This window comes from Flavobacterium sp. WC2421, assembly GCF_040822115.1.
In the GTDB taxonomy this organism is placed as follows: Bacteria; Bacteroidota; Bacteroidia; order Flavobacteriales; family Flavobacteriaceae; genus Flavobacterium.
Genome location: NZ_CP162004.1, coordinates 2,843,484 through 2,858,077 on the forward strand (window position 1 = coordinate 2,843,484; position 14,594 = coordinate 2,858,077).

Below are 14,594 nucleotides of genomic sequence, written 5' to 3' on the forward strand. Positions count from 1 at the left end.
AATTTATTTTTGAAAGGTTTACTATGTTGCCCAAGCTTTTTGCCCAGGTTTGTATTCAGCACTTCCATCATATCTTCCAGGAACAGCCAAATATTCACGTGCTTGAGTACACCCAATTTCTGATGAAAAATATCCTAAAATGGTTAAATCTCTAGCGATAATAAAAAAGCTTGGTTTATTAATATCAACTAATGACTCTTTTCTTGTTTCTTCAACAATTTTAGTACGGTCTTCTATTGATAGCGATTTAAAGTCTTTATTAAATTGACTCATGCATTTATCTTGCATTTCTTTCATACCTGTTGCAAAAGTTTGTTGCAAATCGGCTGGATAACAATCATTAATCATCATAGGAATAAACGCACCCAAACCTGCTGCTTTCGCTCCAGGCGAAGCTTTAGTTGTTGGTATCAATAAGTCAGCGAATTCAGATAGAAAATCTTCATCTGTTGCTGAAAAAGAGAATTTTTTGTCGTCATTTTCAGGAATAACAAAATCCTTAATTAAAATCCCCACTGTTGTAGCAGAGATGACACCTCCAAGTACAAGTGCCAAGTTTTTTATTGCTTTACGTCTATCCATTTGCTGATTTTTTAATAGTAATTAGTATTGTTGATTATCATGAGTTTATCAAAGCTATACAATAATAAAGAAAAAAAAAGAAGCATCATTTTTTTTATGTTAAAATATTAAAGAATTAAAGTATTTTCAAAATAATTGTTTAAACACTAAAAAATAACTATTAAATAGTAAATGAAATTGATTTATGTAGCAGTAAATGCATTATTATTGAACAAATGAAATCTTCGAAAACGATGTAATATCCAATTTAAGACTATTTTTGACTGTTTTTAAAATCAAAAAAGGTCTGTTTTTGGATTTTCATGGATTTCATTGCGTTAAAATGACATTTAAAGTAAATTATTAAGCAGTAAAATCTTCCAGTTTTTTTACGAATATAAAAATACATAAAAATAGGGTTAATTTAGTTAGATAAAAAAGATTTTTTTTTAAAAAAACAACAACAAAATAATAGATAATTAAACAGATTGTAGTAGCTAAAGGTTAACATTATTCCTTTTCAAATAGTCCAATAGTACCACCAACCCAATTCTTATCTTTATTGAATTTTACGCCAATCATTTCTCCACGACTTAATCGAACCAAATTGCAAAGTAGAGTAGGTGCAACATCATTTTTTTTCCAGGTGCAAAGAACACGGACTTCCGCCTTTACTTTTCCTTCTGGTGATTGAACAATGGGCATGTAATTTACTTTTTTCTGAAGTATATAAAGTTCTTTTTCGACCACAGCTTCAATATCTTCTTTTTTCACATGAAAAATCACTCCAGATCCAGAAAAAGAGAATAATGGTTTTAAAACATAATTTTCTAAATCCTCTGGTATTTCAGTTAATTCACTTAAGAGTGTAGTCTCTATAAAGTATTTCCCTTTTAAGAAAGGCAAGATAAACTTACTTATTCTAAAAAACCAATTGGGATGTCCTGCCCATTCTACATCAAGATCGTCTGAAAAATGGAAATTTAATTTTAAATCAGTGCGCAAATCCAATTCATCAAAAATCACTCGATTGTAAATTCTTCTTACAAGAATCTCATTACCTTCTTTATTTTTATAAAAAAGTTGCTTTCCTTTTTTAATCAGTTCCGTAACGCAAACTATAGGTATACCTAAATCTCTTTTGCAATAATAAAAGTCGATTTTAGTGTTTTGCTTTTCAGGTTCAATTTCAAGCAGAATAACATTTTCTTTAGGGTAATTATTACAAATTACTTCTTCGAGATTTTGCATGTATTCTTCTTCAGTAATTCCAGTAATAAATGGAGTTAGTTCATTTATAAATGGATAGTGTTTCTTAAATTTATTAAATAAATTAACTTGATAATTAAACAAAGATGGGAATCCTTGTACTTCTATCAATTTAGGAATAATGATTCCATCTTCTTCACAAATTCCGAAATCAATCGCTAAAAAAGTCGTGTGATTATCTTCATTTGGAACTTTATGATTTAGTTCTAATGATTTATCAGTTAGCTTTTTAAAGTCTTTACTCTGAATTAAAGCTATAACTTCATTCGAGCCTTCGATTAATTGTTTTTTTAAATCTTTAGATATAAAAAAAGGAGTTTCTCCTAATCGAAAAGTAGGTTCGTAATCAAAATCAGAGGCAATATCATCTTTAAATTCCTGATATTTTTTATCTGTAAATTGTTCATTAAATAATTTTCGATACTTTGGAATCATAAGATTTGGGGTGATTAATTAGACATGATTTTTTTTGTTTTTATCAAGTCGTTTATTGCAGTTCGAAGAAAATTTGGAATCAAGGTTTCGTTTGTTCTGTATATTTTATCGTCATCCATTAGGTCTTCAAGCATATTTCTAAACTTTCTTTTCCCTTTCATATTTCTAATTTTATCCTTCGCTTCTTTATTTCTTAAGTGGGAAACAAAACTAATAGGATCGGCCTCTGGATGGAATTGTGTTCCTACAAAATAATCTGTAAAACGTACTGCCATTATAGCACGTTCATATTGAACATGATCTCTAATTTTTTCTAATGAAATTATCTTTGCTCCTTTTTTCTTAAATACACTTAGCTTAGGTTGAACTACTTGATAATCTCTAGAATCAATTGCATAAAAAGGATCGCTTAATCCTTCAAAAAGCGGGTCTAAAAGGCCTTCTTTAGTTTTATGAATCGTCATTACGCCAAATGAAGTATCGTTCCTTTTTGTTATTTCGGCCAAACCAAAATGTTTACAAGCCATTTGAAAAGAGTGACAAATAAACAAAACATGTTTTTTTATCTCATTTTCGGTATTCCACTTGGTTAAAGCATCAATGAATTCATAGTATTTCGTATCCCAAGTTCCATCACCAATTAACGGATTTCCCGGACCACCAGTAGAAATATAAATATCAAACAGGTTGATTTCAGGTAATTCACATTTTCCCCTTACATCAAATATTTTAAAGTCTACAATAGGGTTAAATCTACTAATAACATCAATAATACAACGCATGCCTTGATTGGGCTCGCCATTATACATGTCTAAAAGTGCTATTGTTATCTTTTTCTTGCTCATTTTTAAATCTTTATAAATAATCCGCAAAGTTAATCTATTATTTTATAATCCTTTTGTGAATTCTCCGGTTATAAAATCAACCACTTTTGTCAAGTCATTTGTTTTTTCGAAAACGGCCAACTGTTTTGCGGCGCCAGTTCCATTTTTTAGAATTTCATGAACATAATTAATGTGATCACGGCTTCCTAATTCATCAACTACATCGTCAACAAATTCAAGTAATTCTAAAATTAGCATTCTTGTTTCAACTTCTTTTTGAAGTCCAAAATCAATCATATGTCCTTCAATTCCATAACGAGCAGCACGAAATTTATTTTCTTTTATTAGCGCTAATCTATAAATATTAAAACTCATGTTGTGTAAGTTTAATTTATACAATTTAGCAACAACAGCTTGAATTACAGAAACTATACACATCGTCTCCTCAACTGTTAAACTCATATCACAAATACGAAATTCAATGGTATCATAGAAAGGATGCAAGCGTAAATCCCACCAAATTTTCTTTGGATTATCAATGCAATTAGTTTTTACTAAAGTCTCCAAAAAGTTATCATAAGAGGCAACCGAATCAAAATATTCTGGTAAACCGGTTCGTGGAAATTTATCAAAAACTTTTGTTCGAAACGATTTATACCCTGTTTGTCGACCTTCCCAAAAAGGGGAGTTAGTTGATAGCGCAAAAATATGCGGAAGAAAATAGCAAGCCTGATTCATTAATTGCAATCCAATCTCTCTGTTTTCGATACCTACATGACAATGCATTCCAAAGATTAAATTGGATCGAGCAGCATCTTGTAATTCATTAACAATCGTGTGATAACGGGGATCATCTGTAATGGGTTGGTCTTGCCATTTAGAAAAAGGATGGGTTCCAGCACCACCAACAATCAAATTTTGCTTATCGGCTAATTCAACAATTTTAGTTCTTAAAAACTTAATCTCTTTCTCCGCTTCATCAACATTTTTGCAAATATTAGTCCCTACTTCCACAACAGATTGATGCATTTCTGCTTTTACCTGTTCATTTAGTATAATTTTAGCTCCATCAACAATTTTTGATAGATGGGAGCGTAAGTCTCTTGTTTCGGGATCTATAATTTGATATTCTTCTTCAACACCAAGTGTAAAAACAGGTAATTTTTTCATTTCTATTTTTTTAGGAGCATTTTCCAGCTATTCGATACAATCCATCTCGTGAAAAACGAGATGGGATTTTCTCTTCTATCTGGGCTAGGGAATTGGATTTAATGGAATACTATTTTATTGCAACAGCTTCCTTCATAAAAGTTCCCCAAGTCAAATTCATTTTTCCTGGCTTTTGTTTTTTTGCGGCAGCAATAGCCATTTTTGCTGATTCTTCAACCACCCATTCAAAATTTTCAGCACCAACTGATGTTAGTTCTGCATCAGGAGCTGGATTACCAAAATCAATTGCATAAGGAATTCCATCACGTACAGCAAATTCAACCGTATTAAAATCATAACCTAATCCTTTACAAAGTCTTAATGTATAATCTTTTATGGTTGCTAGAAGTTTTTTATCTACTGGTGGACCATCAATTACATAACGCAAATGATGCGGATTTCTAGGTTCATATTGCATAATGCGCACTGCTTTGCAGCCTAGGCAATAGACTCTAAAATATTCAGTAAAAACAATTTCTTCTTGAAGCATCATTACGAGTTGCCCTGTTTCCTGATGTTTCTCCCAAAATTCTTCTTTATTTTCTAATCGATACACATTTTTCCAGCCACCACCAGCATACGGTTTCATATAAGCAGGAAATTTTATGTAATCAAAAATAGCTTCCCAGTTCATTGGGTATTTCAAATTTCTAAATGATTTTCCTGTAGTGTCTGTAGGATGTTCTGCCGAAGGAAGGAGTACTGTATTAGGTAAAGGTACACCAAGAGTATCGGCTAATGAATTATTGAAAAATTTATCATCTGCGCTCCACCAGAATGGATTATTAATCACATTTGTTCCAGTTAAAGCAGCGTTTTTTAGATACGCTCTATAAAAAGGAACATCTTGTGAAATTCGGTCTATTATTACTGCGTATTCACCGTCTTTATTTTGAACGACCATATCTATACCAACCGCTTCAGCTATAATATCTTTTTCGTTTTTTGAATTAACTCTGTCAATAAATGCTTGAGGAAAGGTATCTTCCATTCCAAATAAAATTCCGATTTTTTTCATTTTGATATATTTTTTCTTGATTAGTTAATTTAGTAGTAGGACTAATAAAATTTTATTCTTGATAAATAATGTGGAAACATTTCTTTCCAAACTGGCCAATCATGCTGTCTATCTGGGCGAACATCCAGCCAATGATGCACATTTCTATCACTAAGTACTTTACTTAATTTTAGATTAGCATCATAACAGATATCCCAATTTGAAGTCCCTAAAACAATATCCATGTTCCATAATTCATAATCTTCTAGACCGTATAAGTAATCTAAAGGACTATTGTAAAATACATCGTCATTATGAAATCCGTCCATAAAACTTTTAATGTCAAAAGCGCCACTCATAGAAAATAAATGACTTACATATCCTGGATGTCTAAAAGCAAAATTTGCTGCATGATAACCACCAAAACTGCAACCAGCAACTACCACTTTACCTGATGGAGTGTTGTTTTTTACTTTTTCCACAATTTCATGACAAATCATTTTGTCATACCAAACATGATTTTCTATGCGATGCACTGGGTGAATTTGTTTATTGTAAAAACTGTCTTTATCAATACTGTCCGGACAATAAATTTGAATTAATCCCTGTTCAATAAACCATTTTGCCGATTCGATGAGTCCCATATCTTTGTTCTCATGAAAACTTCCCATAGATGTTGGAAATAAAATCACTGGATAGCCCGAATGACCAAATACTAACATTTCAATCTCTCTATTTAGGTTTGGAGAATACCATTTGAAATATTCCTCTTTCATAACTTTGTTTTAACAATTATAATGAAAAAAAATGTAAAATAGACATAAATAAAGTGTCAAATTTTAATTTTATTATAAAAAACAGAACGAATAATGAAAACAAAGAATCCAATAGCAACAGACTCCTAAAAGCTGTTTTTTTTAAATAATATGTAATTAATAAATCTATAGTGAATTTATTAACTAGAACTATATTGGGTTAGTCTTGCCTTTTAAGGTTGTTCAAATAATTGTATTTGACTCTTTAATCTTTCCACAAGCATTCCCATCATTCTTTTATTAAGACTCGATGAGTTTTTTATGTATATTACATATTCATCAATAGTAAACAACCCAATAACCATCCCTTTTAAGGCATTGCGATACTTGATGTCTTTTTGAATAGCATTTTCTATTTGTGCTAATTTCTTCTCTGTTGACTGGGAGTAGAAATCATTTTTATATTTAGTGATATAATTCTTAAAAGAAGCGATGAATAAATCATTTTGTAATTTCAAAATAGGGCGTAGCACCTGATTTTGAAACACTTCGTCAGAAGAGGAGCTTAAACCCACTGTTCCTATTGTTTCTCCTCGTAATTCCTTTAAAAAAATTGCTCTTTCGTTCATCTTTTTTTCTTTAAAATTAAATAAAAATAAGCATGGAAATGTTACTTTAGCATTATTAAATAAAAAACATGCGATTTCATACCAGAAAATGGGTAAAACCCGAAGACTTAAATCCAAATGGAACATTATTTGGAGGTCAATTATTAGCTTGGATTGATGAAGAATTAGCTTTATACACCATCATACAACTAGAAAACTCAAGAGTAGTTACAAAACATATGTCTGAAATCAATTTTAGAAGTTCAGCAAAACAAGGAGATATTATTGAAATTGGAATTGACGTGGTGAAATTTGGTCATACATCACTTACCTTAAAATGTGAAGCTAGAAATATGATGACTCGGGAGACAATCATTTCAATAGATAGTACTACAATGGTCAATTTAGGCAGTGATGGAAAACCAGCAGCTCACGGAAAAAAAGAGATTGAATTTGTAAAAGATCGTCTTTAATATTCTTTAACGGGAAAAATGATTTAAAATTTCCATGGCTTTATGTATGTCCTTTTGGTCGACAAATATATGGTCATGATAAAATGCAGCAACAACATTACAACTAATGCCATCTTGTGCGAGTACACTTGAAAAAGCAGCTGTTAATCCTACCGCTTCTAAAGAAGAGTGTACTGTCAAGGTAATCCAAGAAGCAATAAATGAATAGTCTAAATTTAATCGATCAGCGAGCTCTTTTTTTATAATTACGGTGGTTCCTTCTTGCTCTTTGAATATTAAAATTATTTCTTCTAGGTTAATTTTTTTAAGATCATCAGTGATACAAAATACATAGTCCCCAATATTATGTTGGGGCTTCATGCTTTTTAGTAATGTTTCTAAATTTTTTTCTCCTGCCATTTTATTTTTTTCTAAAGTAGTGTAATAAACCATATGCTGATACTAACGTCCAAGAACCTTCTAAAATAATAAAAGGCAAATAATGCAATAATAAAGAAGCAAAACAAGCAATCCCTGCACCTACGAAATTCAAAGAAAGATAAATTATGCTTTCTTTTTTTATAGTGTCATTTAGATTTAAAAAGAAAGCGATTAATAGAATTGTTACTCCAATAAATCCAACCCAATCTGTGGTAGTCATAGTATTTTTTTTAGCTAAGCGATTTCCTTTTATCTGTTTCTAAGAGGGAGTATTCAAAATTATCGGACCATCCTGTTTTTAATGGTAAAACTTGTCGTCCACGTCCTTCTCGTATCATTCCTGCTTTTCTTCCTGCTCATGTGCTGAAATTAGAGGAAAGTCGCAACTATTTATTAATCTTATTATCCAAATTAAATTCAGACAATTCTAAATCAAAAAATTTAACTGAAGAGAATATATGATCAAAAATATCCGACATTGCATATTCATAGCTTTCCCATCTTTTATCACTTGAAAAAACATAAATTTCTATAGGCACTCCTTGTGCTGTGGATTGCAATTGACGACACATTAAAAGCATCTCTTGATTCAACGCAGGATGGTTGCGTAAATACTGTGTTATGTATTTTCTAAATAGTCCTAAATTGGTCAAGTTTCTACCATTTATTATAGTTGATTTATCAATTGAATTAGTAGCATTGAAGCTATCAATATCTCTTTTTTGGGTGTCAATATAATTACTGATAAGTGAAATACTTTTTAAATCATTTAGTTCGTCATCACCTAAAAAACGAATGCTACTTGCTTTTATAAGAATATGCCTCTTAATACGCCTTCCATCTGAATTTAGCATCCCACGCCAGTTCTGGAAAGAGTCAGAACTTAAACTATATGTAGGGATAGTTGTGGTAGTATTATCAAAATTTCGAACTTTTACAGTAGTTAAATTAATTTCAATTACATCTCCATCGGCTCCAAATTTATCCATCGTAATCCAATCTCCTATCCGAATCATATCGTTTATAGATACTTGAACACTAGCAACAAATCCCAAAATAATATCTCGAAAAATCAAAATAATTAAAGCAGAAACAGCTCCCAAAGTGGTAAATAATTCCGAGATTTTAAAATCAAATAATTTTGATATGATTACGGTAATACCAACCATCCAAAGTATAATCATAATAACCTGAATGAAACTATCAATAGGTTTATCGCTGTATCTAGGCTTCAGTTTTAAATAATCTCTTAAAGCATTAAAAATGGTTCGTATAATCCATAAAATCAGAAATACGATATAAATTCCAACTAGTTTTCCAAAAACACTTTCCCAATATTCATATTTATCAAGAATAATTGGAACTGATTTATAGATAAACAATAACGGAATTAAATGCGCTATGTATTTAGCTGTTTTATTAGATACTAATAAATCGTCAAATTGGGTTTTTGTCTTCTGGGCAATAAAAACCATTATAGTAACTAAAACCAACCTGAAAACCACATAGATACTATATGCCAAAAAGCATAATAATGCAATATTAAAAATTAAACTTATGTACGATGCAAATGTATAGTTCATGCCCCATTTTCGAAAAATAGGGTAGAGTAATTGAAATATTTTTTCTATAAATTTATACATTTTCCAAGTATTTCTTTTCTACATAAAAAGTACCAAAAGGAATTAAAGAAGCAATTAATATAATGATAAAAGTTTTTAAATCCCATTTTTGAGACTTTTTTAATAAAATTGCCAATAAAATATAACCAATAAATAGGATTCCATGACTCATTCCTACTGGATATAAAAGCGTATGATACAGTTCAAAATGGTTCGGCTTGATAAAAAGCATATTAGAAAATAAAGTCAAATAGGATATCCCTTCTAGAATGGCTGTAATCTTAAAAATCTTGAACATTTAAATAATTTTAATTTATATCAGGCAAAATTAAGTAATAACATCGATTTACACCCTAATCAATCACAAAGTAATTTACTTTTGTATTCTTAAACTTTGATAATGAGTAAACGTGATTTAAAAAAATACCTAAACGAATTAAATAAAGAACAACTCGAAGAGCAAATTATCGAGTTGTACGAAAAGTTCTCTCCTGTAAAAGTCTATTATAATTTTGTTTTTAACCCCAAAGAAGATACCCTCTTGCAGGAATGTAAACTCAAAATTTCCAATGAATACTTCCCTGTAAAAACTTCTGGAAGGGGTAAGAAGCCAAAAATGAGGCGTTCAGTAGCTCAAAAATACATCAAACACTTTATTATTCTAGGTGTTGATCCCTACGTGATTGCCGATGTAATGCTTTATAATATTGAAATTGCGCAAGCATTTTCAGCAGAACATCTCATAAAACAAGAATTATTCTTTAAAAGTATGCTTAATTCGTATGAACAAGCAGTGGTATTTTTGATTGCTAATGGTATACTAGCCGATTTTATGGGAAGAATTAAAGCTATTCATAATGAAACCGTAGCCCAACGATGGAAAAATCAAGCCGAATTTAACGCAATAGTAGAGCGTTTTGAATACTAATACACCTTATAATTAAACATCCTATTATATTTTAAAGAATATTTGACGAAAAAACTGTTTTTTAGGTGTATTTTTGCAAAAACCCAACAAAAACAATGTTTGAAAATACTATAGAAATAGAAAAAGAAGACAAAAAAGAACTTTATGCATATCAACAAGGCGATATTGACGCTATTTTTGAACGCATAGATAATGCCCCAAAACAACATCACTTGTTATATCAATTGCCTACTGGTGGTGGTAAAACAGTGGTTTTCTCTGAAATTGTACGTCGTTATTTGACAAAACATGAGAAAAAAGTAGTTGTTTTAACGCATCGAATTGAGTTGTGTAAACAAACTTCAAAAATGTTAAAAGGTTTTGGAGTTAAAAACAAAATAATCAATAGTAAAGTAAAAGAACTTCCTGATCAAAATGAGTATTCTTGTTTTGTTGCCATGGTTGAAACTTTAAAAAACCGTATTAATGATGAAAAACTACACCTTGACAATGTAGGTTTAGTAATTATTGATGAGGCCCATTACAACTCTTTCCGTAAATTATTGAGTTCATTCACAAATGCATTTATATTAGGAGTTACCGCAACTCCATTGAGTTCTAATATAAAATTACCCATGCATGAAAGCTACGATGAATTAATCGTAGGAGATACAATCAGTTCGCTAATTGAGAATGGATTTTTGGCGAAAGCCATAACCTACAGCTATGATGTTGGTTTAACATCTTTAAAAGTAGGAATCAATGGAGATTACACCGTAAAATCATCCGATGATTTATATACGAATATGGCCATGCAAGAAAAATTACTGCATGCTTATACTGAGAAATCTTTAGGTAAGAAAACACTAATTTTCAATAATGGAATCAATACCTCTTTATATGTTTATGAAACATTTAGAGAAGCAGGATACCCTATACGCCATCTGGATAACACCAGCAATACCGAAGAACGTAAAGATATTTTACATTGGTTCAAGCATACACCGGACGCTATTTTAACCTCTGTGGGAATTTTGACTACAGGTTTTGATGAGCCTACAGTTGAAACCATAATCTTAAACAGAGCGACTAAATCACTGACGTTATATTATCAAATGATTGGTCGTGGTTCTAGAAAACTGCCTAATAAAGATATGTTTACCGTTATTGATTTAGGGAATAATGCGGCCCGTTTTGGATTGTGGAGTGAACCTGTAAACTGGCAACATATTTTTAAATCACCTGAATTCTATCTTGAAAATCTTCGTGATGATACGGAAATCGAATTGTATTTCAAATATGCAATGCCCCCAGAATTACGTGCTAAATTCAGTAAAACTGCCGAAGTAACTTTTGATGTTGATGAAGAACACAAACTAATTATTTCTCAAAATTTACGTTCTAAAGTCGTTTTGGATAAATCACTCGAGCAACATGCTGGGATGTGTGTCGACAATACAGAGACTTTACAAGAAGCCAAATCATTATCAAGAGAGTTAGATGAAGATATCGATTGCCGTATCAAGCGCTATTCTAAATGTTTAAGTCAGTGTAGTAAAAACTACCGCGAATGGCTTGTTGATGATTATAAGCTAAAAATGACTTTATTAATTGGGAAAAAGTATCGTGAGAAAATCATGAACGAACCTGATGAAGATTAATATAAGGAGCTAATCCTGCTGTACACTTTATCTGTAGTGGCGAACCCCGCCACTACAGGATATCGTTCCCATCAGGGCTAGAAACTAGATTACAAAACAACTATTTTTTATAAAATAACAAATCCAAAAAAATGTCAAAACAATTCTCTGATTTAGGAATTTCGGCACCTATTTTAAAAGCGCTTACCGAATTGAAAATTGTTGAACCAACAGAAATTCAGCTAAAATCAATTCCGTTACTATTATCAAACACTACTGATTTAGTTGGACTAGCAAAAACGGGAACTGGAAAAACGGCCGCTTTTGGATTGCCTATTTTACAATTAATAGAAACTGCTTCTCCAGTAGTACAGGCCGTAATACTTGCACCAACACGAGAGCTAGGTCACCAAATTTTTAAAAACTTAGAGGCTTTTGCTCAATTCCTACCCGAAGTTTCTATTGCAGCAACCTGTGGAGGAATTCCAATCAAGCCACAAATAGAACGACTTTCTCAGCCTACACATATTGTTGTGGCTACTCCAGGTCGTTTAATTGATTTGATTCAGCGCAAAGCGGTTAACTTACAGGAAACAAAATTTCTTGTTCTTGATGAAGCCGATGAAATGGTAACCATCTTAAAAGAAAGCCTAGACGAAATTATTGCCGAATTACCTAAAAGTCATAAGACACTTTTATTCTCTGCAACCATGCCAGGTACTATCAAGCAATTGATTCAGAACTATTTAAATAAAAACGTAGTTCAAGTAAGTGCCAATATGGAAACTATTGGTAATCAAGGTATCGATCATGAATACATTGTGGTAGATCCAATTGAAAAACTGGATGTTTTAATGCATTTCTTGAATTCAAAAGAAGGAGAACGCGGAATCATATTTTGCAAGACCAAAGCAGCCGTGAATAAATTAGCTAAAAATTTAGCGATCAATCGCTTTTCATCAGGAGCATTGCACGGAAGTCTATCTCAAGGAATCAGAGACCGAATCATGGAGCAATTTCGTGAAGGACACATTAATATATTAGTAGCAACTGACTTGGCTGCAAGGGGTATCGATGTAAAAGAAGTTTCCTATGTAGTAAATTACCACTTACCAGATGTTTACGAAGCGTATGTTCATCGTTCTGGTAGAACCGCAAGAGCAGGAGCAAAAGGACTTTCTTTAACCGTATTACAACCGGAAGAAGAAAAAGAAATAGTTGATTTTGAAAAAGAACTCGGAATAAAATTTACCAAATTTAAAAAACCGAGTACGCTTAGTATCGAAGAAAACAATACATTGTTATGGGCGAAACAAATTTTTAAAACCAAACCCAATCATGAGGTTGATTCGGAATTAAAGACCAAAATCAAAACGGTGTTTCATCATTTAACTAAGGATGAATTGATTGAGAAATTATTAGCAAATTATTTGTTACAAAACAAAAATCAAATTCAAGAGAAACCTGTTAAAAAACTAAAAAGAATATAAAAATCACATTGTTTTTTTCAGATTTATACCTTCATAAACACCCATAAATTGCTTAATTTTATGGGTGTTTTTTATTATAAATAATATACAAGTATAAATGGAAATTGTAATAATTGGAGGAGGTTTTGCAGGATTGAATCTTGCTAAAGAACTATTGAATCATAAAGATATTAATGTCACATTAGTAGATAAAAATAATTATAATTTTTTTCCGCCACTAATCTATCAGGTTGCTACCGCTTTTTTGGAACCATCAAGTATCAGTTACCCTTTTAGAAAGTTTTTTGCAGGAAAAAAAAATCTAAAGTTTCGCTTAGGAAATTTACTTAAAGTAGTTCCAGCTGAGAAAAAAATTATTCTCAATAATGGAGAACTAAACTATGATTACCTAGTTTTTGCAACAGGAGCAGAAACGAGTTATTTTGGAATGGAAAATGTCAAAAAAAATGCCATTCCAATGAAAACTTTGAATGATGCCATTGTAATGCGCAATACCTTATTGAAAAATCTAGAGAAAGCGGCCATTTGCAAAGACATGCGTGAGCGTAGAAAATTATTAACTATAGTAGTTGCAGGAGGTGGTCCCACTGGTGTTGAAGTTTCGGGTATGTTTGCTGAGATGCGAAAAAATATTTTATTAAAAGAATATCCTGAATTAAGTACTACAGCCAGTAATATTTATTTAGTTGATGGATCTAATGCTGTATTATCGCCCATGAGTAAAGCCTCACAGGAAGACACACTAGATGCACTTACAAAATTAGGTGTGGTTGTAAAACTTAATACAACTGTTGTAGATTATGTTGACGACACCGTATATTTTGGCAATGGAGAAACAATTCAAACTAAAAATTTAATTTGGGCGGCAGGAGTTTCTGCCAAAGTTTTTGAAGGAATGCCGGCTGAAAGTTATGGTCGTGGAAGAAGAATGGCAACTGATGCTTTTAATAAAGTAAATGCTACAGATGCTATTTATGCCATTGGAGACACCTGCATTCAATTAACCGATATTAATTTTCCCGCTGGTCATCCTCAAGTAGCACAAGTTGCTATTCAACAGGGATTAAACTTAGCTGCCAATTTCAAATTAATGTTAAACAAAAAGATGCTAATTCCTTTCAAATACAATGATAAGGGCTCGATGGCTATCATTGGAAAGAACAAAGCAGTGGTTGATTTACCCAAGCCAAAAATGCATTTCAAGGGATTCTTTGCTTGGATAATCTGGTTGTTTATCCATCTTATTTCTTTGATAACCTACCGCAATAGAGTAAAGACATTCTTCAACTGGATGATTGCTTATTTTGCAAAAGACCATTCGCTACGTATGATCATTAGACCCGATAAAAAAATTAAAGTAGATAAAAAGGAAATCTAGAATCCC

At 31.6% G+C, this 14,594-nt stretch carries 16 protein-coding genes; 5 read left to right on the forward strand and 11 right to left on the reverse strand.

Translation table 11 applies throughout. The features are described from left to right. Positions 1 to 21: 21 nt before the first annotated feature. From AB3G33_RS12165 to AB3G33_RS12195, 7 genes are all read right to left on the reverse strand, one after another. Positions 22 to 582: a gluconate 2-dehydrogenase subunit 3 family protein gene (locus AB3G33_RS12165; RefSeq protein ID WP_367769864.1), complete on the reverse strand. Its 561-nt coding sequence runs from the start codon at positions 580 to 582 to the stop codon at positions 22 to 24. Between the two features lie 489 nt (positions 583 to 1,071). Next, the gene (locus tag AB3G33_RS12170) at positions 1,072 to 2,265 is read right to left on the reverse strand and encodes a hypothetical protein (protein ID WP_367769867.1); all 1,194 of its coding nucleotides are present in this window, start codon (positions 2,263 to 2,265) and stop codon (positions 1,072 to 1,074) included. 14 nt (positions 2,266 to 2,279) lie between these two features. Further along, a complete protein-coding gene (locus AB3G33_RS12175; RefSeq protein WP_367769870.1) occupies positions 2,280 to 3,110 on the reverse strand; it encodes a type 1 glutamine amidotransferase in 831 nt (276 codons plus the stop codon). Between the two features lie 42 nt (positions 3,111 to 3,152). Next, positions 3,153 to 4,259 carry a carboxylate-amine ligase gene (locus tag AB3G33_RS12180; RefSeq protein WP_367753061.1) on the reverse strand — a complete coding sequence of 369 codons (1,107 nt, stop codon included), beginning with the start codon at positions 4,257 to 4,259 and terminating at the stop codon, positions 3,153 to 3,155. A 109-nt stretch (positions 4,260 to 4,368) separates the two neighbouring features. Next, positions 4,369 to 5,316 carry a RimK family alpha-L-glutamate ligase gene (locus AB3G33_RS12185; protein WP_367753063.1) on the reverse strand — a complete coding sequence of 316 codons (948 nt, stop codon included), beginning with the start codon at positions 5,314 to 5,316 and terminating at the stop codon, positions 4,369 to 4,371. Between the two features lie 41 nt (positions 5,317 to 5,357). Next, a complete protein-coding gene (locus AB3G33_RS12190) occupies positions 5,358 to 6,071 on the reverse strand; it encodes an esterase family protein (RefSeq protein WP_367769872.1) in 714 nt (237 codons plus the stop codon). A gap of 212 nt (positions 6,072 to 6,283) precedes the next feature. Further along, positions 6,284 to 6,679 (reverse strand): glyoxalase, encoded by a 396-nt coding sequence (locus tag AB3G33_RS12195; RefSeq protein ID WP_367769874.1) that lies wholly within the window; start codon positions 6,677 to 6,679, stop codon positions 6,284 to 6,286. A 68-nt stretch (positions 6,680 to 6,747) separates the two neighbouring features. Here AB3G33_RS12195 and AB3G33_RS12200 point away from each other — a divergent pair, with 68 nt between their 5' ends. Beyond that, complete coding sequence (locus AB3G33_RS12200; RefSeq protein ID WP_367769876.1) at positions 6,748 to 7,131, forward strand: acyl-CoA thioesterase; 384 nt, start codon at positions 6,748 to 6,750, stop codon at positions 7,129 to 7,131. 6 nt (positions 7,132 to 7,137) lie between these two features. On the opposite strand, the gene AB3G33_RS12205 is transcribed toward AB3G33_RS12200, so the two are convergent. The 4 genes from AB3G33_RS12205 to AB3G33_RS12220 all read right to left on the reverse strand — a co-directional run bounded on the left by AB3G33_RS12205 (position 7,138) and on the right by AB3G33_RS12220 (position 9,471). Beyond that, positions 7,138 to 7,530, reverse strand: coding sequence for an ACT domain-containing protein (locus tag AB3G33_RS12205; protein ID WP_367769879.1), 393 nt, complete (start codon positions 7,528 to 7,530; stop codon positions 7,138 to 7,140). Between the two features lies 1 nt (position 7,531). Beyond that, a complete protein-coding gene (locus AB3G33_RS12210; RefSeq protein ID WP_367769882.1) occupies positions 7,532 to 7,771 on the reverse strand; it encodes a hypothetical protein in 240 nt (79 codons plus the stop codon). A gap of 166 nt (positions 7,772 to 7,937) precedes the next feature. Then, positions 7,938 to 9,194: a mechanosensitive ion channel family protein gene (locus AB3G33_RS12215; protein ID WP_367769884.1), complete on the reverse strand. Its 1,257-nt coding sequence runs from the start codon at positions 9,192 to 9,194 to the stop codon at positions 7,938 to 7,940. After that, positions 9,187 to 9,471 carry a DUF3817 domain-containing protein gene (locus AB3G33_RS12220; RefSeq protein WP_367769887.1) on the reverse strand — a complete coding sequence of 95 codons (285 nt, stop codon included), beginning with the start codon at positions 9,469 to 9,471 and terminating at the stop codon, positions 9,187 to 9,189. Before AB3G33_RS12220 ends, AB3G33_RS12215 begins: the two co-directional genes overlap by 8 nt. A gap of 102 nt (positions 9,472 to 9,573) precedes the next feature. Here AB3G33_RS12220 and AB3G33_RS12225 point away from each other — a divergent pair, with 102 nt between their 5' ends. From AB3G33_RS12225 to AB3G33_RS12240, 4 genes are all read left to right on the forward strand, one after another. Then, positions 9,574 to 10,101, forward strand: coding sequence for a DUF6155 family protein (locus AB3G33_RS12225; protein WP_367769890.1), 528 nt, complete (start codon positions 9,574 to 9,576; stop codon positions 10,099 to 10,101). Positions 10,102 to 10,196: 95 nt separating this feature from the next. Continuing rightward, a complete protein-coding gene (locus tag AB3G33_RS12230; RefSeq protein WP_367769893.1) occupies positions 10,197 to 11,741 on the forward strand; it encodes a DEAD/DEAH box helicase in 1,545 nt (514 codons plus the stop codon). A 131-nt stretch (positions 11,742 to 11,872) separates the two neighbouring features. After that, entirely contained in the window at positions 11,873 to 13,210 is a 1,338-nt protein-coding gene (locus tag AB3G33_RS12235; protein ID WP_367769895.1) for a DEAD/DEAH box helicase, read from the forward strand. A gap of 97 nt (positions 13,211 to 13,307) precedes the next feature. After that, on the forward strand, positions 13,308 to 14,588 hold the full coding sequence (locus AB3G33_RS12240; RefSeq protein ID WP_367769897.1) for an NAD(P)/FAD-dependent oxidoreductase: 1,281 nt from the start codon (positions 13,308 to 13,310) through the stop codon (positions 14,586 to 14,588). Positions 14,589 to 14,594: the final 6 nt, after the last annotated feature.